Here is a 21,194-nt window from a genome sequence, read left to right as displayed (position 1 = left end):
TTAACCGGTATGATCTAAACGGGTTCCTAAAGTTTCTAAATGCATGTCGAATGAAGCAGTTTTACGGTCTGCAAAATAATGTCTTAAGGTCCGTTCTACGCTTGGAAAAGCAAGTTCAGTCCAGGGAATCTCATGTTCTTCAAATAAATGTGATTCAATGGTCTCTTCACCTGCACCGAATATTCCATTCACTAAATTGGCTTTAAACAGCACATAAATTTGCCCAATTCGGGGAATATTGTACATACAGTAAAGTTGTTCAATTTCGACTTCAGCTTCAGCTTCTTCCCGAGTTTCTCTGGCAGCGCCTTGTTCCATGGTTTCAAACAGTTCCATATAACCTGCAGGCAGGGTCCATAAACCATAGCGTGGTTCAATAGCACGGCGGCAAAGCAAAACTTTATTTTCCCACAATACAAGTGCACCGCAAATCACTTTGGGATTGACATAATGAATATTACCGCAATCTGTACATACACGGCGTAGTTGATGATCGCCGAGTGGAATTTTTTCCGTTGTTTTATGTCCGCAAATTACACAGAAATTCATATTCATCGTCAATGATAAAGGTGTTGATCAGCATAACTGAAAAATCCAAATTTGGCATCATTTCTATCCTTTGGAATAAAAATTCAGCTATGATGAAATAAAGAAGGTAGCAGGAGCAGTAACACATGGATGACTACTCATTAATACAATTATTACAGCACAGGTTGCGCTTTTCTACGCGTATAAAGCCTGCTCAGGCTGCTGTACTAATTGCGATTACCGATGAGTCCGATCCTAAAGTTTTGCTGACGCGCCGTTCTTTATATTTATCCAATCATGCCGGGGAGGTTTCTTTTCCAGGTGGGAAAAGAGATCCGCAAGATACCAGTAATATTGTGGTCGCTTTGCGCGAAGCCTATGAGGAAACTGCGCTTAATCCATTTGATGTGCAGTTGATTGGAGATTTGCCCATGCAAAAAGCCCGTAATGGCATGCTAGTCAAACCTGTGGTTGGACTGATTCCTGCTGAAGTAGAATTGATACCTCAACCAACTGAAATTGACCGTATTTTTTTTGCATCGCTCAGCAGTTTAATGAATGCACCGCCTATTCCCTATGAAGTCCGATATGCTCATCAGTCCTTGTATTTTCCCAGCATGCGTGTGGAAAATGAAATTGTCTGGGGCTTAACTGCGCGGATGCTGGTGTCACTGTTTCAGTATGGTTTGAATTATCAAAAAGAATGGCCTTTTTTATTAAATTCGCCTGCCTTTTACGGCAAAAAACTTAAGCAGACCAGATAAATTTAGCAATATCAAGATTAAGGAAGATGAAAAAAATGATGTACAAATTTAAGGAACATGCACCTCAAGCAACACATCAGCCTTGGGATGGCTGGGTGGCAGATACGGCCACAGTGATTGGTCAAGTGGAAATGGGAAAGCAGGTCAGTGTCTGGTTTGGTGCCGTGATCCGAGGCGATAACAGCAAGATTAAACTTGGTGATTTTACCAACGTTCAGGAAAATGCGGTTTTACATACCGATGCCGGCATTGAAATGCATATTGGCAGTTATGTCACGATAGGGCATCAAGCGATGCTGCATGGCTGTACCATTGGTGATAATAGCTTGATTGGCATTAACAGCGTGATTTTGAATCATGCCGTTATAGGTAAAAATTGCATCATTGGTGCCAATGCTTTAATTCCTGAAGGGAAAGTGATTCCTGACAATTCTGTGGTGATGGGTTCACCTGGAAAAATCGTGAAGACTTTAGATCAGGCAGCGGAAGTCAAATTAAAAATGAGTGCCATGCACTACGCAGAACATTTCAAGAATTTTCAGCATTTAGAGTCTGTTGAACTTTAATTTCTAAAGGATAGGTTTAGCCAAGTATAGACTTGGCTTTTTTGTATCCTGCGAATGGAAAATCTCGCCTAGCACGCATGAGTGGAGTATCATATCCGACGTTTTTATATGTAAATGAATTAAGGTTGTGCATGAAATTGCTGGCATTGGAAACTGCCAATGAGCAGTGTTCCGTTTCTATTGTAGATGACACTCAAGAATTATTTTTTCAATTAGATGCACGAGCAAAAGCACAAACGCAAACGATTCTCCCAATGATCGAACAAGCTTTTAACCAGCTTGCTTTGTCTGCTGCTGACTTAACTGCAATTGCATTTAGCCGTGGTCCCGGTTCGTTTAGTGGGGTGCGCATTAATGCAGCGGTCACTCAGGCCTTGGCATGGGCAAACGATTTGCCGGTAGTTCCAGTTTCAAGCTTACAGGCCTTAGCGCAGGCAGCCTATCGTGTAGCGGGTCTACGCTCAGTCACTGCGGTGCTGGATGCCCGCATGAACGAAGTTTATATTGCCAGTTTTGAGCTAGATCAGCACGGCATTATGCAGGCTGTGGATACAGAGCAACTGTTAAATTATAGTGCTGCCAATCAGGCCATCAGATTTGAACTTGTCGGTTCAGGTTCAGCTTTAATTCAGCCTGAAGCTATAGAATTCAAAGAGATTGTTGCCACAGCACAAGATATTGCACAAATTGCACGTATTGCTGCATTGCAGCAGCAGTGGGTTGCGGCTGAAGAAGCACTACCAGTATATTTGCGTGATAATGCGTGGAAAAAAATTCCAGAACAAATTAAAGCAACTTAAGGTTAGATATGGATCTTTTATTATTATTTAAAGCGGCCATCATGGGCTTGGTAGAGGGGATTACTGAATTTCTACCGATTTCAAGTACCGGGCATTTAATCTTAGCAGGTCAGCTTTTAGATTTCTGGACCATTGAAAAAAGAGATATGTTTGCGGTTGCAGTGCAGATTGGTGCAATTGCAGCGGTGATTTACGAGTACTGGGGCAAACTTTGGGGCGCTTTAATCGGTGGCTTAAAAGGTCAAGAACAGGGCCGCCGTTTAAGTATTAACTTAATTATTGCTTCAATTCCAATCATCATTATCGGCTTAACGTTTGGCGATATCATCAAGGCCTACCTGTTTAATGCAATTACTGTCGCGATTGCCTTAATTGTGGGTGGTTTTATTATTTTATGGGCTGAACGCCGTCCGCATAGCATTGAAACTCAAGAAGTTGATGATTTGACCTATAAACAAGCAACTTTAATTGGTCTGATTCAATGTTTAGCCTTATTTCCAGGGACTTCACGTTCAGGCTCAACCATTATCGGGTCTTTATTTTTAGGTGTATCACGTAAAGCAGCAGCAGAATTTTCCTTCTTTCTGGGTATTCCTGTATTAATGGGTGCTGGTTTACTCGATATGTATAAAATGAGGGCTGATTTGCATAGCAATGATATGGCTGTTCTAGCTGTGGGTATTATTGTGGCATTTATTTCTGCACTTATCGTGATTCGTGCATTAATCCGCTATGTATCGAAACATGATTTCACTGCATTTGCGTACTACCGCATAGGTTTTGGTCTGTTTATTTTGGCAACTTGGTGGACAGGCTGGGTTTCTTGGTAATGCATTTGTTTACAGAAGCTCAGTTTCAAGCACAAGCACAGCAGTATTCTGCTGTGCTTTCTTCGCGTGGAGTCACTGTAAATGTTGAGACCATTGAAAAGCTGAATGCCCGATTTCTGCGTTTAAATCCTGAACTGGCTTTATGTGCAGACGAGTCGGGTCTGTGGTTGTGTGCCAATGGCATGAAGATGCAGCCCGACTGGCAAGCTGAAGTACCGCGTTTAAAACGTTCATCGTTAAAATCTGAAATGATTGCACGCGCCTGTAATCTGGGTGAAAAGCCTACATTAATTGATGCGACTGCCGGTTTAGGTCATGACAGTTTGTTAATGGCACATTTGGGTGCTGAAGTTACCTTGGTTGAACGGCATCCAGTCTTGTTTACCTTACTGGAAGACAGTAAAAACCATGCGCAAAATGATGCTTTTCTCAGTTCAGTAGTGTCACGAATTCATCTGGTTTTTTCTGATTCTGCCGACTATTTAGTGCAGCAGGCTGAACAGAAGCGAGTGGTGGATGTGGTTTACCTTGATCCGATGTTTCCGCAGCGTGACCAAAATCAGCAAGCCATTAAAAAACAGGCACAAGTGAAAAAACAGATGCAATTATTACATCTGTTATTGCCTGAACATGGGGGAATGGATCTGGGTGATAATCTGTTAACTTTGGCACAAAAAGTGGCAAAACGTGTGGTGGTGAAGCGGCCACGTCTGGCTGTCTATTTGGCTAATCTGGAACCGGATCATCAATGGCAGGGAGATGCCTGTCGTTTTGATGCATATTTTCAGCATCATTTTCCCGAGTAGTTTGGTAATTGTTTCAATAATGTGCATTAATTTGTTATATAGTCCCAAAGCAGCATTGATAAAAATTCCATCAAGCATAAACTTAGAGTGTAAACTCGCGAGCTAAAGCCCCCCGAAAATCTTATGATCGACTTTAAACCCTCCATCAATTTTTGGCATGATTTTAAGAGCAACCAAACTGCCGGGATGTGGCTTTTTTTAGGTTCGCGCCGATCTTTGCAAATTGTTCGACCATCCATTCTGCAACTGATTTTTTGGGGAATTTTAGGCGGCAGTGCCAACAGTTTATTCAGTTGGCTCAGTGCAGATGAGATCGGGCAGTTCAACTCACAGGGCCTGATCAGTTATGCTTTATGGCCTTTTATCGCGTTGATTGTCGGTATTTTCCTGTCGCAGCGGATTAATAATCTTCGTCTTATGCTGGTACCGGCCTTGTTGTGGCTGGTACTGGATACTCATATTGCCTTATTACAAAGCTTGATCCAGTATCTGGGCTATATTGATGTATTGCCCTACATGTTCTATGACTATTTGCCGACCATCTTCATGGTGCTGTTTGTCTGGCAAAGTCTGGCGGTAGTATGGGTGTTTTCACGTGAATTAAAATGGCCGTGGTGGGAGCGGGCACTGATCGTTGCCGCAACGCTTTTCACCCTTGTAGTGTGGCAAATGTCGGTTAAAAACCAGCCGATCTGGAAAGTGGAAGAAACCCCGCCAAGCTTTGCTGAAGATGCCTTTTATGCGCAAAGCCGGATCTTGAACAAGTCGCTGGAATCTATCCAATATGGTGAGTTTGCCCAGTCACACTGGTATTTTCTTGGGGTCGCAGGTGCAGGCTATCAAGATGTTTTTAAGTCTGAAGTAGAACGGATTAAAGAACAATTTGATACGCGCTTCGGTACCTTTGGCCGTTCAATGGTTTTGGTTAATAATCCGGAAACCCGAACCCAGATACCCATTGCTTCGCGTACCAGTATGGAGATGGCATTACGCCGTATTGGCCAGCAAATGAATAAAGAAAGTGATGTGTTATTTTTATACATGACTTCGCACGGTTTGCCGAATGAATTTGAAATGGAAAATGCACCGATCGATCTGAATGATGTCGATCCCAAATGGCTCAGAGATACCTTGGATAAGTCTGGCATTCGCTGGCGGGTGATTGTGATTTCGGCCTGTTATTCAGGTAGTTTTGTCCCGGCCTTACAAGATGATAATACTTTAATTATTACCGCATCTGCGGCGGACCGTTCTTCTTTTGGCTGTTCTAACGAAGCCGATTATACCTATTTCGGACGAGCCTTTTTTGATCAGGCCATGCGTGAGCAGATGTCTATAGAAGGCGCTTTTGAGCAGACCAAAAAAACCGTGGCACAATGGGAAACAGCGCAAGGATTTGAAGCTTCTGAACCGCAATGGTCGATTGGCAAAAATATGGAATTTATGCTGCCGCAATTAGAGCAGCGCCTGTTTCCAGCAGACCTGAAAACAGAAATCAAGACAGAAACCCCACAATTAAGCGTGGCAGCACAATAAGGACAATAATGATGGAACTCATCCAGCAGAATCGATGTTTTGAGGGTGAACAGCGAATTTATAGCCTGAATTCCAAGGTATTGAACGGGGAATCCAGATTTGGCATTTTCTTGCCACCACAAGCCTTAAGCGGGCAGGCTTGTCCGGTACTGTTTTATCTGGCGGGTCTGACCTGTACTGAAGAAACCTTTAGCATCAAGGCACATGCACAACGTTTGGCAGCCCAGCTAGGTTTTATCCTGATTAGTCCGGATACCTCACCGCGAGGTGAACAGGTCGCAGCTGGAGATTCCTGGGACATGGGGCAGGGTGCCGGATTTTATATTAATGCTACTCAGGCACCGTGGGCGGAGCATTATCAAATGGAAAGCTTCATCGCTGAAGAGCTTTATGATGTAGTCATCGAGGAATTTCCGGTTCAGGCACATGCAGTCGGGATTTTTGGCCATTCCATGGGCGGACATGGTGCACTTACACTGGCCTTTAAATATCCAGAAAAATTTAAATCAGTCTCTGCTTTTGCGCCTATTTGTGCACCGAGCGAATGTCCATGGGGTGAAAAGGCATTTGCACATTATTTAGGTGCTGACCAGACAGAATGGAAAAAGCATGATGCAACCGCTCTGGTTCAGTCTAAAGGTGCCTTGTTTCAGGAGATTCTGATTGATCAGGGGGCTAAGGACCAGTTCTATAGCCAGCTGAATCCAGCATTATTCAAACAGGCCTGTGCCGAAGCAGGCCAGTCCCTGACTTTGCGTGAACATGCTGGCTATGATCATGGTTATTACTTTATTCAGACCTTTATGGATGACCATCTGCATTTTCATGCCGTACAACTTGAAGCATAAAGTTTTATCGAGCATCAGGTTTTATCAAAAAAATAAGGAGCATCAAAGCTCCTTATTTTTTTGCTGGTGTCTCTGATTGAGTGGGCGAATAACTTGGATTGGGTCACAGCAGTGAGATGCAATTTGTTATAATGTGAAAAATCAATTCAAATTCATAGCCAGGTTCTCCCATGTCCAAGCCATATTTAATTGCACCTTCCATTTTATCTGCCGATTTTGCCCGCTTGGGTGAAGAAGTTGAAAATGTGCTTGCTGCAGGTGCAGATGTTGTACATTTTGATGTGATGGATAACCATTATGTGCCTAACCTGACTTTTGGTGCTGGAGTATGTAAGGCATTAAAAAAATACGGTATTCAGGCGCCGATTGATGTGCATCTGATGGTGTCACCGGTAGACCGCATGATTGGTGATTTTCTGGAAGCCGGTGCTGACATTATTACTTTTCACCCAGAAGCGACTCAGCATATTGACCGTTCTTTACAGCTGATTAAATCGGGCGGTGCAAAAGCGGGTCTAGTGTTTAATCCGGCCACGCCATTGCATTATCTGGACTATGTGCTGGACAAGGTCGACCAAGTTTTGTTGATGAGTGTAAACCCGGGCTTTGGCGGTCAAAAATTTATTCCCATGACGTTGGATAAACTGCGTCAGGCACGCAAAATTATTGATGCCTCAGGTCGTGATATTCGTTTAGAGGTTGATGGTGGCGTGACCCCAAGCAACATCCGTGAAATTGCTGAAGCGGGTGCCGATATGTTTGTTGCTGGTTCTGCTATTTTTGGCAAACCGGATTATAAAGCTGTCATTGATGAAATGCGTTCGGAACTGGCAAAAGTAGGTTCAGTTAATCTTTAATAATCTACAATTAATTATTGCTAAGTTGTGGATAACTTTATGGATAACCATATGGATATCTGTGTAGATAACTATATGGATAACTTGATTAGTTTATAAACAATTGTAGATCAATAGCTTAATAATTAGACATTAAATGTATAAAAAGGACTCAACTGAGTCCTTTTTTAGCTTGTTAAGGCATTAAAAAATATGATGCTTTATTCATCTATGCTTAAAAATAACACTGTTTAAAAAATAACTTTATTGTTTAAGTTGGCATTATTCAACCGGACTTGACACTGTTTAGCATAAATTTAAAAATTGTGTATAACTTATATCTTGGTTATGCTGGTAGACTGAAATCAAAAGAACATGATTTATCTTTTATTGTGCATCGGCTAAGGACAATACTGTGCTCACTTTATTACGCAAACAGGCTTGGTTTGTGTTCCTGATGGGTTTTGCCATCGGGTGGAGTAATGCTGTCTTGGCATTTGAACAGCCGATGCATCAGCAAATGATGAGTGAATTGACGGCTCAACATGAAGATAAAATGTCCATGACGACCATGTCAGGTTGCCATGATTCACTCAAAACTCAACCGCACATGCAGCAGCATCCTGTCGAACAGGTAGACGTGTCCCACCATGATCTGGATTGTCATCAGGGCATGAGCGATCAACAGCAGCATTTCAGCTGTAATGATTGCCTACAGTTGCATTGCCAGAGTCTCAGTCTCTGGCTGGATTCTCAAGCACACCCTCTGGTGCATGTGCAAGCCATTCAAGAACATCCACAGCTGAATTTTGCTTATTCCGCCCAGCATTTAAGCGGTTTCTGGCAGCAGATTTTACGTCCCCCAAAAGCTTGACCGTGATTTAAAAAAACTATTTATTTTTAAATTATAGGTTCAGTCATGTCTATACAATTAAGTCAAAGCCTCGTGATCGGGGTGTGTTTAGTGTCATCATCGTGGGCGTTTGCCGCGGTCAAAGAATATCATCTCAACATTGATGAACAGAGCGTGAATATCACCGGAAAGTCCTTAAAACGGATTACCGTAAATGGTCAATTTCCTGCGCCCCTTCTAGAATTTGAAGAAGGGGATGATGCCGTGATTCATGTGCATAACAATCTGAAAAACAAGGATAGCTCCATTCACTGGCATGGTTTATTGTTGCCGGGATTGATGGATGGCGTACCGGGTTTTAACCAGTTTAAAGGCATTAAACCACAAGCTGATTTTGTCTATCGTTTCAAGGTGCGGCAAAACGGCACCTATTGGTATCACTCGCATTCCAAAGGACAGGAACAGGACGGCTTATATGGCGCCCTGGTGATTTATCCTCAAGGGAAAAAGCCGCTAGCAGCGCATGAACAGGCTGATCGTGATTATGTGGTGATGCTGTCCGATTTTCATCAGTCGGGCAGTGCACAGATTTTAAAGAATCTGAAAAAGTCCGCAGAGTATTATCAAAATAGGCGTGAAACTGTGGCCGACGTGTTGAGGCAAGTGCAGCGCGATGGACTCAAAAGTACCTGGCAAGACCGTACCATGTGGAACCAGATGCGCATGCTGAAAACCGATTTGTCTGATGTCACCGGTTATACCTTCCTGATCAATGGTAAAACGCCTGAACAAAACTGGACCGGCATGTTTAAGCCGAATGAAAAAGTCCGTTTACGTTTTATCAATGCTTCAGCCATGACCTTTTATGATGTGCGTATTCCAGACTTGAAGATGACTGTGGTGAGCGCCGATGGCCAGCCGGTTCAACCGGTGCCTGTAGATGAGTTTCGCATTGGCAATGCAGAAACTTATGACGTGATTGTTGAGCCGAAAGCCAATCATTATCAAATTGAAGCCGAATCGATTGACCGGAGCGGGTTTGCGATTGGGACACTGCATAATGAAAATTCTCCAGTGACGCATGCGATTCACATGCCTAAGCCGCGTCCACGTGCATTACTGACGATGGAAGATATGGGACACGGTTCTGCATCCAGTGATCATGCCAACCATGCCCAGATGGATGATCATCAGAGTAGTACAAATCAAAGCAGTGCCGGCTCAATGAAGCATCAAACGATGGATCATTCATCGATGCAACATGATTCGACTGTCATGGATTATCAACAGATGGATTTAATGCAGCATGATTCAACAGCCATGAATCATCAAGCCATGGAGCATATGCACATGAATCATGCTGCCATGCAGGAGCATTCGCAACATGCGACTCAACAACACGCTATGCCACAGCCAGCAAAGCCTGAATCTGAGCAACAACAAACGCATGCGTCGCATAGTGCGGTAACACCATCCGTAGATCACAAGGCACCCGTGGTTTATGGCTGGGCCAATGCCTCAACGCCAGCAGGGCATAAAGCACTGCAATATAGCGACTTGAAATCACTCACTCCACAGCCCGATACCCGTCCGGCAGAGAGAGAGCTGGAAGTGCGTTTGGGCGGCAACATGGAGCGCTATATCTGGACTATCAATGGCAAGAAATTTACTGAAGTTGAACCGTTACAGGTGAAATATGGCGAACGTATCCGGCTGAAATTTATTAATGACAGCATGATGGCACATCCGATGCATCTGCATGGCATGTTTATGCAGCTGGAAAATGGGCAAAGTAGCGCCAACATGCCGAATAAACACACCCTGATTGTGCCGCCGGGTAAAACGGTCACGGCCTTGCTGACTGCCGATGAAGTAGGCGAATGGGCAATTCATTGCCATCTGCTTTATCACATGTCATCGGGCATGATGAGCAAACTGGTGGTGGCCAATGTCGATGGAAATAAAATGCTAGCTTCACCCGCTACGCCAGCTCAAGTTGAGCAAGGAGACTCACATGCGCATCATTAATCACTTTGTAATGAGTACATTGAGTGCCTCATGCTTATTGTTATCTGGACAAAGTTTTGCACAGCCAAGTCATCAAACCATGCCGATGGCGGAAGCGCAGACGTCAGCACAAAATGAAATACCGGTCGATCATTCACAACATCATGTCGTGTCAACTACAGCTCAAACACCTGTTAAAGCAAAACCCGTAATCGCTGTTCAAGATGAAAATGTGAACTCGAAGGATGCTGCATCTGCCGAGCATATCAAGGAGCATGGCGGGCAGATTTATCAGCAAACCACGCTTGAAAGTCGCTGGTTACGCAATAACGATGGAGAAGGGGTTCTAAAGTCGGAACTGGAAACCCGTATTGGCACAGATGAAAACAAGATTTTTATCAAAGTGCATGCCGATGATGCTGAATCAGAGCAAGCGGAATATGATGCCAAAGTGTTGTACAGTCGCAATGTTGCCGATTTTTGGGATGTGCAGGCCGGTTTACGCTATCGCAATGACCAGAATCGGGAAGTCGATCAGGATCAGGTCGATGCCGTGATTGGGGTGCATGGGCTGGCACCGTATTTCTTTGAAACCAATGCCTATCTCTATGTCGGGCAGGATAATCAAACTTCTTTGAGCCTGGAAACCGAACGCGATGTGCTGCTGACGCAAAAACTGATTGTTAAGCCTTATCTGGACTTGAATGTGGTGTTGAGTGATGACTCCAGCTATGCGCAAAAAACCGGTTTAAGCACGGCACAATTGGGGCTGGAAACCCGTTATGAAATCAATAAAAAGGTCATGCCTTTTATTGATGTGGCCTATGGATACAAACAGGGGCGTGAGCAGACTGCTTGGCAAACGGAATCAGCATCTGATCAGGAATGGCTGTATGGTGCCGGGATACGTTTTAAATTTTAATCCCACTCATGGCTCCAAAAAATACGACTGGTTGAGGCCAGTCGTATTTTTATTTGCACTTTTAAAGTGAGCAATTGGTCAAAAAATGTAAAACATGCACCCAGTTCCCTCAATTATTTATATAATTATCGATCAATGACAGGAGGAACGACCTCCCTTGGTGCAACCAGATGGGTTGTTGCATGAAGAAAATTCGTCAGGACGACCTGACTCTGATCAAATGGAGCATCGTCGTCATGGCTTGGATCGTTCTGGTTTTAGCGGGTATTTTTGAAATTGTCTGGGCCTATGCCATGAAACTTTCAGAAGGTTTCACCCGTCTCACCCCGAGTATTATTACCCTGGTTTTTATGGTGTTAAGTTTTGCTTTACTGGCTTATGCCATGCGAACCTTGCCGCTGGGTACCGCCTATACCATCTGGACCGGAATTGGTGCAGTGGGTTCTTTTCTGGTCGGGGTATTTATTTTGGGTGAGCCAGCATCGGCCATGCGCATGCTTGCTGCGGTACTGATTATTTCTGGATTGGTATTGATGAAACTGTCATCATCATAACCACTCTTCCTTACTATATCGCTTATTTAATGCACTACAGGAGAAGACAATGAAACTGGCATTTATGGAAATGGCTTCTCCTGTGGGTAACTTAAAACTGGTCGCCAATGACACGGCTTTGGTGGCGGTACTTTGGGAAAATGAAAATCCCAAACGGGTACGTTTAGCCGAACTGATGGAACAGGTAGATCATCCAATTTTATTGGCAACCCAAAAACAGTTAACAGAATATTTTGCTGGAAAACGGCAGCAATTTGATTTGCCTCTAGATTTTGAAGGGACTGAATTTCAGCAGAAAGTCTGGCAAGCCTTGCTGACCATTCCCTTTGGCGAAACCCGCAGTTACCGTGATATTGCCGAGCAAGTCGGTAACGTCAAAGCGGTACGTGCAGTGGGCGCCGCTAACGGGAAAAACCCGATTTCTATTATTGCGCCGTGTCATCGTGTGGTGGGTGCAAACGGTAAACTGGTCGGTTTTGCCGGTGGACTGGACAACAAAGAAATTTTATTGAAACTTGAATCTTCACTAATTTAATAAGTTTATGTTATTGTTATTAAAAATATAATATGAACTTCATTGAATGAACATTTCTCAAATTTTTATACCACTTTTTTCACAGCTGTGGTGGATCATTTTATTATTTGCTGGCGCTGTTCTTTAAACCTTTTTTGAAAGGAAAAGTTGGGGAATTAGCGGTAGCTGTACACGTCAAACTTTATTTGAAAGATCCACAATATATTTTATTAAATGATTGTACTTTGCCAGATGAACAGGCAGGAACGACGCAAATTGACCATATTCTGTTAAGTCCCTTTGGGATTTTCGTGATTGAAACCAAAAATTATAAAGGCTGGATTTTTGGTGGTGAACGTCAAAAAATGTGGACACAGAAGATTTATAAGAAAAGCTATAAATTTCAAAATCCATTGCATCAGAATTATAAGCACATGAAAGTACTCGAAGATGTACTTTCCGATATTGTTGAGCCAGAGTACCTGCATTCAGTGATTGTGTTTATGCCAGAAAGTGAATTTAAAACAGAAATGCCTGCCAATGTATTTCATGGTGCTGCATGGGTGGATTATGTCAAAGGTTTTCAGGAGGAAGTGATACCCGCCATGAAACTGAAACGGATTCAATTGCGGATTGAAAAAGAAGTTTTAGAGAAGTCCTGGAAAACTAATCGCCTACATGTAGAAAATTTAAAACAGCGTAAAGAAAGTAGCTAAATAAAAAAGCCTTTGAATATTCAAAGGTTTTTATTTTTAATGCTATAGCTGATTTAATTTTTCAATAATTTCGTTCAGTTGCTTGATGCGTTTCACTTCATCCCACAGCATTTTGGCTTCTGGATAATGCTTGGACATCATACCGAGCCACTGTTTATAGCGTCCCACCATATTCACTTCCTTTTTATAGGGACCATTCAGGAAACGAATTTGTAAAGCCAATAATTCATTCCAGGTGATCAAGGTTTCGTCGGTATTCTGACGGATACATTGGGTGATATCCGGTGTGGTTACAGCAGCTCGGCCAATCATCAAATCTTCACAGCCAGATTCAAGTTGGCATTGTTTGGCATCTGCATTGGTCCAAATTTCACCATTGGCAATGACATTGATGTTTAAGGCTTCACGAATCGGTTGCAACTGATCCCAAAATGCAGGAGGGGTATAGCCTTCCGCCTTGGTACGTGCATGCACTGTGACCCAGGCAGCACCAGCATCCTCAATGGCATGAGCATTTTCCAGGGTAAATTTTCTGTCCATATATCCTAAGCGCATTTTGGCAGAAACCGGAATATGTTTAGGTACTGCATCACGTACAGCCTTGACAAGCAGATGTACCACTTCAGGTTCATCCAGCAGCACAGAACCACCACGGTGCCGGTTAACCGTTTTTGCCGGACAACCAAAATTCATATCAATGACAGGTGCACCGAGTTCAACAGCACGAATGGCATTGGCTGCCAGCATTTCAGGATCATTACCTAAAAACTGCACATGCACAGGTGTACCTGATGCTGTTTTGCCGCCATTGAGTAATTCTGGGCAATACTGATAATAAATATGATCTGGCAAAACAGAGTTGGTGACACGGATAAACTCGGTTACACACCAGTCAAAGCTGCCCACAGACGTGAGTACATCACGCATAATGGGGTCTGTTAAGCCTTCCATGGGTGCAAGGATGAGTTTCACAGTGAGGTTTGCCCGTTAAATTTGAAAAACGGTGTTATACGTTTTTTTATGTAGGTTGTCTAGGTAAAAGGCTTTGAAATATTGTAGTGTGAGATAGGTCTCAACCCTTATATTTCGTATTGTTATTCCTAAGTAGAAATATCCTGTTTTAACTGCAAGAGTTAAAAACAGGATTTAAATCTGTTCGTTAGACATAGTGATCAGCATCTCAAATGCATATTCAATCCATGATGTTGATGTATATCATAGACTAGACATTTTAATTAGTAAGAATACAGATACTTTAAATGGTTTCTTACATTTGCATTTCGTATAAGTGCCACTCTGTTAAATAGATTTAACCTTCAGTCAATTTATTACTTGGTTCTGATTAAACCTAAGCCATATAGAGGCCACTTATTATTAGTTTTAATATTATTTATAACAGTAGCAACCAAAACTAAAGCTATAGATCCTAATAACACAGGAAAAACCAAGAAACTCCATTCATAGTTGATGGAATTTGCTGTTAAAAGTATCACTAATGGATTAGCTCCCGCTGGGGGATGTACACATTTAAAAACTTGCATTAAGGCAATTGCACAGCCTACAGATAAAGCTATAGTCAAAATAGAATCAAGGAAAAACTTAAGGAAAAATAAGCCGATAAAAGCTGAAATGAAATGACCAAATATAACATTTCTAGGTTGTGCCAATGGTGACTGTGAAACAGCATACAGAATTACACAAGTAGCGCCAAAAGGAGCCATGATGTAGAGATTACCTGTTAATTTAGTAAGCAAAAGTAGAAGAAAGATGCTGATCGTTCCTCCAAATAAACTTCTAAGAACTTCATGCCTTTTGGGAAATGCAGCTAATTTTTCCTTTCCTTCAAAAATCGAAAACATGTCTATCCCTCTTTCAAAATATTGTTTTCAAACCATAATATAGATAAAATAAAAAATAGTACAGATCTGTATTATTTTTTAGGATGCGACAAATGTCAAAATCAGCATTAAAAATTTTAGATACAGCAGAAAGACTATTTAATCAAAATAGCTTTGTTGGCGTCGGGGTAGATCTAATTCGAGATGAATCTGGTTGTTCTAAAACCACTATGTACACTTACTACAAAAATAAAAATCAGTTGGTTCAGTCGGTTCTTAGAGCTCGTGATGAAAAATTTAAAGAGAGCTTATTCAAATACATTGGAACGGCAGAAGGTATTTGTGCAATTAATAAAATTTTTGATTGGCATATGGAATGGTTTCAACAAGAATCTTTCAAAGGGTGCTTATTTGTTAGAGCTGTAGCTGAGTCTGGTCAAAATGAAAAAGATATAATTTCCGTTTCTAAAAAGCATAAGCAGTGGATAAAAGATTTAGTATCGAAAAATTGCCTATTAGCAGATCATCAAGATTTGTCTGAGCTAATTTATACTTTAATAGAAGGGTTAATTAGTAGATTTTTAGTAGATGGATTTGATCCTAATGTTGCTACTACTCTGAAGAAAAATATTAATAATTTATTTGAGCGATGATTAAGATTTTCTAAAATTAACATATACAAGTTATACGAAACCATCAATTTATTATTTTTAATCAATGATATATCGTGTGAAAAAAAAGGTCCAAACCATAAGGGGTGGGCCTTTTTAATAATTTATCATGTTCCACGCTTTTAATTAGGCAAACTGAACAAAAGAATTTTACTTGCCCAAAATCATTTCCAGTACAAACTTGGAACCAATAAAACCCACTGCCAATAAGAAGAAACCAATCAAAGTAAAGCGAATGGCTTTCTGACCGCGCCAGCCAAACTGGTAATGGCCAATCAACAGGAAGCCATAAACAAACCAGGAAATAATACTAAACGCCGTTTTATGCGCCAAATGCTGTGCAAAGAAATTTTCAATGGTAAAGAAACCAAAACCAAGCGCTAAAGTCAGCAAGATAAAACCGGTAATGATTAAATCAAACAGTAAGGATTCCATCGCCTGGAATGAAGGTAATAAATTAACCCATAGTCTTTTGGTTTTATTTTTTAATTCCCGGTCTTGAAACCACAAAATCACGGCTTGAATGGTGGCCATCAACAGAACCGCATAGGCGGATAAAGACAAAATAATATGAATGTCTAGGCCCAAAGAATGCTGTTCAATCACCTGATTGGTCTTGCTTAAGGTAAAACCTAAAATGAGACCGATTGCAGCAACAGGAATACCCAGTAAATTCAGTGCCAAAATGGGACGAAAGGTACTGAACAGCAGGCTGAGCAGCAGCATCAGACCCGAGGTAAATGACATCAGCACAAAAACATCATAATTGATGCCTAAAGGGGTCAGCATATCGCTATACAGCACAGCCCCGTGCAACATTACCCCTAAACCCAGTACCAGCCCAATAAGCCAATGGTTTGGATCACGTTTTGACATTAAGTGGATAAACAGATACCAAAAAGATGAGGTATAAGCGATTAATGCTAAGATCGTGTAAACCAAGGGCAGGCTAATCATGTCAAACCTTTTTCAGGATGATGAATATTCATTTATATAAATTCGATGCGAACTACAGTATCCTATAGCATTCTATGCATAAATTTTCTATTTTAAGAAACAATTTTTTGCTCACGGCTATTTTAAGCGGAATTTGCAATGTTTGATACCTTAACAGAACGACTCACGCAGAGTTTAAGAAATGTTACTGGCTCAGGGCAGCTAACCGAAGACAATATTAAAGATACGTTACGTGAAGTACGTATGGCACTTCTTGAAGCCGATGTGGCGTTACCTGTAACTCGTGAGTTCATCGCGAAAGTTAAGGAAGAGGCATTGGGTCAGGAAGTGATGACTCAGTTATCACCGGGCCAGGCATTCGTAAAAATTGTCCATGACGAACTGACCAAAATGATGGGTGAGGCCAATGAAAGCCTTGACCTCGCAGCCAAACCCCCTGTGGTTGTACTTCTTGCAGGTTTGCAAGGTGCGGGTAAAACCACGACTGCGGCAAAACTTGCACGTTTCCTGCAAGAGCGTCAAAAGAAAAAAGTGGCCATGGTTTCTGCCGACGTTTATCGTCCAGCGGCAATCAAACAGCTGCAAACTGTAGCGGGTGAAGTGGGCGCGATTTTCTTTGAATCGAATGCCAATGAAAAACCAATTGATATTGCCAACCGTGCAATTGAACAAGCGAAAATCCAATTCGCTGATGTGTTAATTGTCGATACTGCTGGTCGTCTACACGTCGATGACGAAATGATGGACGAAATTAAAGAGCTTCACGCTGCCATCAAGCCGACTGAAACCCTGTTTGTGGTCGATGCCATGACTGGTCAGGATGCGGCAAATACAGCCAAAGCCTTTAATGATGCGCTTCCATTAACCGGTGTGATCCTCACGAAAACTGATGGTGATGCGCGCGGTGGTGCGGCACTTTCGGTACGTGCGATTACCGGTAAGCCAATCAAATTCCTGGGTATGGGTGAAAAACTCGATGCGCTTGAGCCATTCCATCCTGAGCGTATTGCACAGCGTATCTTGGGTATGGGTGACGTACTTTCTTTGGTCGAAGAAGTTGAACGTAAAATCGACAAAGAAAAAGCCGAAAAAATGGCGAAAAAATTGCAAAAAGGCGGCAGCTTCAACTTTGAAGATATGCTGATGCAATTTGAACAAATGAACAAAATGGGCGGCATGATGGGCTTTCTGGATAAACTTCCAGGCATGAGCAACTCAGGTATTCAAGATGCGATTGCGCAAGCGAACCCTGAAAAGCAAGTGAAAAAAATGGAAGCGATTATCCAGTCGATGACCATTAAAGAACGCCGTAACCCAGACCTGATGAACCCGAGCCGTAAAAAACGTATCGCAGCGGGTTGTGGTATGGAAGTTGTTGAAGTCAATAAACTGATTAAACAACATGCACAAATGGCTAAAATGATGAAGAAATTTGCCAATCCGTCGGGTATGGCAAAAATGATGAAGTCATTGAGTGGCATGCAAAATAAATTTGGCGGTGGCGGCGGTATGGGACCATTGTTCGGTAATAACGATCAAAAGAAATAATCTTTTGAACACCAAAAAGACGCTTTAGGGCGTCTTTTTTATTGTTATTTCAATTTTTCAGTTCATTTTTTTACCAATCAGCTGGATTTTCTCATTCCATTTTGTAGCCCTTTGCTTAATAATTACGTGAAAACAATCACACTAAAACACATAATAAGAAGAAAACAGATGCCATCGATTCAAAAGAAAGTTTATATCGTGCATGGTGATCGTACCTCACCTAATGAACACTGGTTTCCATGGTTGAGCCAGCAGATACAGCATTCTGGGAATTTTGCCAGACGTTTAATATTGCCAGATGCCAATGCGCCTGATTTTCAGCTCTGGCAACAAGCGTTAAAGATGCAAATTCCTCAACTGGATCAGCAAAGTATTATTATTGCGCATAGCTTGGGGAGTCTGGCCAGCCTACATTTTTTATCGCAAGCCCAAGCCTTAAGTGAAACTCAAATTAAAGGTCTGATTCTGGTCGCTGGTTTTAAGGATAAATTGACTGCTCGCCCTGAACTGGATCCTTTTATTGAGCAAGCCAAACTCAATATGTCGATTTTACAAAAACAGATTTCCCGACGTTTTGTATTATTTTCTTGCAATGATCCCTTTGTTCCACCGCCGATGGCTGTACTGCTTGGACATTATCTCAATGCGCAAATGCAGGAAGTGCAAGATGCTGGGCATTTTATGTGTCAAGATGGCTTTACTGAGTTTAAAGAGGTGTGGGAGATATTGAAGCCTATGTTGGCTAGCTAAAGGCTATGAGGCTTAAGCTAAATTCTGAGAAAATATCAGGCTGATTGGACAGAGATAAAAAATACCTACTCCAGTTCCGTTGAGATAAAAACATATAACAATTGAAACATCTTATTCAGGTTAGGCTGGTTAGATCCTCAAAGAGTTCATGGATAAGGAAGAATCACAATGGCTCAAGTGATTGTGATACATGGTTATACCGCAAGCCCGGAAGAAAATTGGTATCCCTGGTTTCAGCAGCTTGCGGCTCAACAACATTTTAGCCTGAAAATCCTTCGTCTCGATCCTTCACCACGTCCGGAATTGTCGGTGTGGGAAGCGCAAATTACTGAGCAGGCTGGCAGACTGGATGAAAACAGTATCGTGATTGCCCATAGTCTGGGGTGTATTGCGACACTGCATTATTTATCCCGACATTTAAAAACCCAACGTATTCAGCAGCTGATTCTGATTGCCGGTTTTAATGGGCGTCTGGGACGCTTAGATGAAGTGAATCCTTTTATTGACGCTGCCCGGATAGATTTTGAATTGCTAAAACGTCAGATCGAACATCGGGTAGTGATTTATTCAGAAGGGGATGATCGCGTCCAGCCCAAATTCAGCATCGAACAGGCCAAAAGTCTGGATACCGAACTGATTGCCGCCGAGCATCAGGGACATTTTATCGATTCGCAAGGCTGTACCGAACTGCCTGAAGTCTGGCACAGCATACAACCCTATTTGATTCGGCAAGATCAGGCTTCAGTGAGCGAATAAATATAATTCTGCAAACCTTTGAGTAGCAGGTCAGGCTCAATTGCAGGCTGATATTTTGCAAGATATCTGGCAAATAATGGCGCATCACCACCAGTTAAAATGAGTTGGCTGGGATATTTATCCAGCACTTTTTCAATGGTACTGACCAGACTGAGCAGAATGCCATGGTGTACGGCATCGATGGTATTACGACCTGGGGTCAGTTCATCAAATGTTGCATCGGGAATCTTGATGCCTTTGGTATTTTGAATCAGCGAATCACGCTGTAAATACAGATTTGGCAGGATATAACCGCCCAAATGTTGCATGCCATCTGTCAGGTCAATGGTCAATGCAGTTCCACAACTGATCACGCAATATTTTTGCGCTGGATTATTCACTACGGCTAGCATTTGCAGCCAGCGGTCTATACCAAATTTAGTGGTATCTTCATAAGCACAGCGCAAACCGGCATATTCGGCATGGACTTTGGCAAAACTTACTGGCACATCTAGAAATTTTAAAATTTTCTGGATGCGTTCATTATTCTTTTTGTCCTGAACCGAAGATACCCCGACTTGTTGCAGACCTAGACTTTTAAAATGCTGGATTAAGCCTAATAGCAGCTCGGCAGGAGATTGCAGATGCAATTCTGCAGCATGTTCAATGATCTGATCATTTTCAGTAATCCAGTATTTGAGTCGGGTATTGCCGATATCCAGCCATAAATTCTTCATTGCATTTCTCTACTCAGAGAGGTTCAGGCAGCGTAAGCGCCCTTGATAAAATTGTTTTAATCCTTCATGGGTTTCAATACTGACCGAACCATCGTCCTGAATTCCTAAAAAGATACCTGAACATAGTCCTGAATGGTCTTCAAATTCGACCGCCTGATCTTTAAAGGCGGCATAGTGATTAAAGCGTGCTGCCAGGTTATAGCAGTCATGATCAAACCATGCACTGGCTTGTTGAATGGCCATATACAATTCTGCAATCAGCTGAATACGGGAAATATCCTTTAATCCCAATTCACGCAGTGAGGTGGCATGCTGGTCAATCTGCTCTTTGGGAACAGGCTCAAGATTGATACCGACCCCGACAATGACCTGATGCGGGGAAATCGGTTCAATCAGAATACCGCCCCATTTACCTTGGGAGCTATACAGATCATTTGGCCATTTCACTTGCAGTTCAAGTGGAATAAGACTGGGCATTTGCAAAATATTCAGTGCAATTTCAAGCGCCAGCCGGCCATCAATGGGTGTTTGTGTATTTAGCAAGGTACTTAAATAGATGTTGCCTTCTGGAGATACCCACTCTCGTTGACGCTGTCCACGACCTTGGGTTTGTCGGGTACTGCAAACCAAAACACTGTGCACACCTTTGAGTGCAATTTCACGCACATCATCATTGGTCGATGTGGTAACAGGTTTCAGGATTAAAACTTCAGGAAGATGATGGGCATCATCCAGGATTTTTTGCAGCTGTCGGGTCTCTAAATCCATTTAAATCTAAGCTAGTGGCATGTGAATAATGGAGTTAATCATATATGTATGGAGGGGTGCAATGGTAGCTGGTACTACAGGTCTTTGCGGAAGAGGGAGTAAAGCCTAAA

At 42.3% G+C, this 21,194-nt stretch carries 23 protein-coding genes and 1 pseudogene; 18 read left to right on the top strand and 6 right to left on the bottom strand.

What is annotated here, in order from left to right; genetic code table 11:
- Positions 1 to 549, bottom strand: coding sequence for an NUDIX hydrolase (locus LZZ98_RS14075; RefSeq protein ID WP_086174940.1), 549 nt, complete (start codon positions 547 to 549; stop codon positions 1 to 3).
- 125 nt (positions 550 to 674) lie between these two features.
- On the opposite strand from LZZ98_RS14075, the gene LZZ98_RS14070 reads away from it, so the two are divergent.
- The 14 genes and pseudogenes from LZZ98_RS14070 (at position 675) to LZZ98_RS14005 (ending at position 13,080) form a co-directional block, all read left to right on the top strand.
- Positions 675 to 1,292: an NUDIX hydrolase gene (locus LZZ98_RS14070; RefSeq protein ID WP_237788392.1), complete on the top strand. Its 618-nt coding sequence runs from the start codon at positions 675 to 677 to the stop codon at positions 1,290 to 1,292.
- 35 nt (positions 1,293 to 1,327) lie between these two features.
- The gene (locus tag LZZ98_RS14065) at positions 1,328 to 1,858 is read left to right on the top strand and encodes a gamma carbonic anhydrase family protein (RefSeq protein WP_237788391.1); all 531 of its coding nucleotides are present in this window, start codon (positions 1,328 to 1,330) and stop codon (positions 1,856 to 1,858) included.
- Positions 1,859 to 1,989: 131 nt separating this feature from the next.
- Positions 1,990 to 2,658 (top strand): tRNA (adenosine(37)-N6)-threonylcarbamoyltransferase complex dimerization subunit type 1 TsaB, encoded by a 669-nt coding sequence (gene tsaB / locus LZZ98_RS14060; protein ID WP_237788390.1) that lies wholly within the window; start codon positions 1,990 to 1,992, stop codon positions 2,656 to 2,658.
- An 8-nt stretch (positions 2,659 to 2,666) separates the two neighbouring features.
- The gene (locus LZZ98_RS14055) at positions 2,667 to 3,488 is read left to right on the top strand and encodes an undecaprenyl-diphosphate phosphatase (protein WP_086197691.1); all 822 of its coding nucleotides are present in this window, start codon (positions 2,667 to 2,669) and stop codon (positions 3,486 to 3,488) included.
- On the top strand, positions 3,488 to 4,294 hold the full coding sequence (locus LZZ98_RS14050) for a class I SAM-dependent methyltransferase (protein ID WP_237788389.1): 807 nt from the start codon (positions 3,488 to 3,490) through the stop codon (positions 4,292 to 4,294). The genes LZZ98_RS14055 and LZZ98_RS14050 overlap by 1 nt, the downstream gene beginning before the upstream one ends.
- A gap of 123 nt (positions 4,295 to 4,417) precedes the next feature.
- Positions 4,418 to 5,830, top strand: a complete 1,413-nt coding sequence (locus LZZ98_RS14045; RefSeq protein WP_086174934.1) for a C13 family peptidase — start codon at positions 4,418 to 4,420, stop codon at positions 5,828 to 5,830.
- 11 nt (positions 5,831 to 5,841) lie between these two features.
- The gene (fghA, locus tag LZZ98_RS14040) at positions 5,842 to 6,678 is read left to right on the top strand and encodes an S-formylglutathione hydrolase (RefSeq protein WP_237788388.1); all 837 of its coding nucleotides are present in this window, start codon (positions 5,842 to 5,844) and stop codon (positions 6,676 to 6,678) included.
- Positions 6,679 to 6,848: 170 nt separating this feature from the next.
- Positions 6,849 to 7,535: a ribulose-phosphate 3-epimerase gene (rpe, locus tag LZZ98_RS14035; protein WP_237788387.1), complete on the top strand. Its 687-nt coding sequence runs from the start codon at positions 6,849 to 6,851 to the stop codon at positions 7,533 to 7,535.
- A 394-nt stretch (positions 7,536 to 7,929) separates the two neighbouring features.
- Entirely contained in the window at positions 7,930 to 8,388 is a 459-nt protein-coding gene (locus LZZ98_RS14030) for a hypothetical protein (protein WP_237788386.1), read from the top strand.
- Positions 8,389 to 8,433: 45 nt separating this feature from the next.
- Entirely contained in the window at positions 8,434 to 10,395 is a 1,962-nt protein-coding gene (locus LZZ98_RS14025; protein WP_237788385.1) for a multicopper oxidase domain-containing protein, read from the top strand.
- Positions 10,382 to 11,296 carry a copper resistance protein B gene (locus LZZ98_RS14020; RefSeq protein ID WP_237788384.1) on the top strand — a complete coding sequence of 305 codons (915 nt, stop codon included), beginning with the start codon at positions 10,382 to 10,384 and terminating at the stop codon, positions 11,294 to 11,296. Before LZZ98_RS14025 ends, LZZ98_RS14020 begins: the two co-directional genes overlap by 14 nt.
- A 236-nt stretch (positions 11,297 to 11,532) precedes the next feature.
- A complete protein-coding gene (sugE, locus tag LZZ98_RS14015) occupies positions 11,533 to 11,850 on the top strand; it encodes a quaternary ammonium compound efflux SMR transporter SugE (RefSeq protein WP_092818910.1) in 318 nt (105 codons plus the stop codon).
- A 49-nt stretch (positions 11,851 to 11,899) separates the two neighbouring features.
- A complete protein-coding gene (locus LZZ98_RS14010; protein WP_237788383.1) occupies positions 11,900 to 12,385 on the top strand; it encodes a methylated-DNA--[protein]-cysteine S-methyltransferase in 486 nt (161 codons plus the stop codon).
- A gap of 46 nt (positions 12,386 to 12,431) precedes the next feature.
- A pseudogene (locus LZZ98_RS14005) lies at positions 12,432 to 13,080 on the top strand (nuclease-related domain-containing protein).
- Between the two features lie 42 nt (positions 13,081 to 13,122).
- Here the strand turns inward: LZZ98_RS14005 and LZZ98_RS14000 are convergent.
- Together LZZ98_RS14000 and LZZ98_RS13995 are read right to left on the bottom strand one after the other, a co-directional pair.
- Positions 13,123 to 14,052 carry a tRNA dihydrouridine synthase gene (locus LZZ98_RS14000; protein ID WP_237788382.1) on the bottom strand — a complete coding sequence of 310 codons (930 nt, stop codon included), beginning with the start codon at positions 14,050 to 14,052 and terminating at the stop codon, positions 13,123 to 13,125.
- Positions 14,053 to 14,408: 356 nt separating this feature from the next.
- Positions 14,409 to 14,939 (bottom strand): HPP family protein, encoded by a 531-nt coding sequence (locus tag LZZ98_RS13995; protein ID WP_237788381.1) that lies wholly within the window; start codon positions 14,937 to 14,939, stop codon positions 14,409 to 14,411.
- A 92-nt stretch (positions 14,940 to 15,031) separates the two neighbouring features.
- Here LZZ98_RS13995 and LZZ98_RS13990 point away from each other — a divergent pair, with 92 nt between their 5' ends.
- Positions 15,032 to 15,571 (top strand): TetR/AcrR family transcriptional regulator, encoded by a 540-nt coding sequence (locus LZZ98_RS13990; RefSeq protein ID WP_237788380.1) that lies wholly within the window; start codon positions 15,032 to 15,034, stop codon positions 15,569 to 15,571.
- 168 nt (positions 15,572 to 15,739) lie between these two features.
- On the opposite strand, the gene LZZ98_RS13985 is transcribed toward LZZ98_RS13990, so the two are convergent.
- The gene (locus LZZ98_RS13985; protein WP_237788379.1) at positions 15,740 to 16,546 is read right to left on the bottom strand and encodes a cytochrome C assembly family protein; all 807 of its coding nucleotides are present in this window, start codon (positions 16,544 to 16,546) and stop codon (positions 15,740 to 15,742) included.
- 138 nt (positions 16,547 to 16,684) lie between these two features.
- Here LZZ98_RS13985 and ffh point away from each other — a divergent pair, with 138 nt between their 5' ends.
- From ffh to LZZ98_RS13970, 3 genes are all read left to right on the top strand, one after another.
- Positions 16,685 to 18,094, top strand: a complete 1,410-nt coding sequence (ffh, locus tag LZZ98_RS13980) for a signal recognition particle protein (protein ID WP_237788378.1) — start codon at positions 16,685 to 16,687, stop codon at positions 18,092 to 18,094.
- A gap of 168 nt (positions 18,095 to 18,262) precedes the next feature.
- Complete coding sequence (locus tag LZZ98_RS13975) at positions 18,263 to 18,844, top strand: RBBP9/YdeN family alpha/beta hydrolase (protein WP_237788377.1); 582 nt, start codon at positions 18,263 to 18,265, stop codon at positions 18,842 to 18,844.
- 168 nt (positions 18,845 to 19,012) lie between these two features.
- Positions 19,013 to 19,600, top strand: a complete 588-nt coding sequence (locus tag LZZ98_RS13970; RefSeq protein ID WP_237788376.1) for an RBBP9/YdeN family alpha/beta hydrolase — start codon at positions 19,013 to 19,015, stop codon at positions 19,598 to 19,600.
- Here the strand turns inward: LZZ98_RS13970 and LZZ98_RS13965 are convergent.
- Together LZZ98_RS13965 and LZZ98_RS13960 are read right to left on the bottom strand one after the other, a co-directional pair.
- Positions 19,579 to 20,316, bottom strand: coding sequence for a type III pantothenate kinase (locus tag LZZ98_RS13965; protein WP_237788375.1), 738 nt, complete (start codon positions 20,314 to 20,316; stop codon positions 19,579 to 19,581). The two genes, LZZ98_RS13970 and LZZ98_RS13965, sit on opposite strands and share 22 nt — an antisense overlap.
- A gap of 9 nt (positions 20,317 to 20,325) precedes the next feature.
- A complete protein-coding gene (locus LZZ98_RS13960) occupies positions 20,326 to 21,084 on the bottom strand; it encodes a biotin--[acetyl-CoA-carboxylase] ligase (protein WP_237788374.1) in 759 nt (252 codons plus the stop codon).
- Positions 21,085 to 21,194 lie beyond the last annotated feature (110 nt).

This window comes from Acinetobacter sp. SM34, assembly GCF_022012365.1.
Classification (GTDB): domain Bacteria; phylum Pseudomonadota; class Gammaproteobacteria; order Pseudomonadales; family Moraxellaceae; genus Acinetobacter.
The sequence above is the reverse complement of the archived record's forward strand: the minus strand, read 5'-3'. Positions and strand labels throughout refer to the sequence as shown.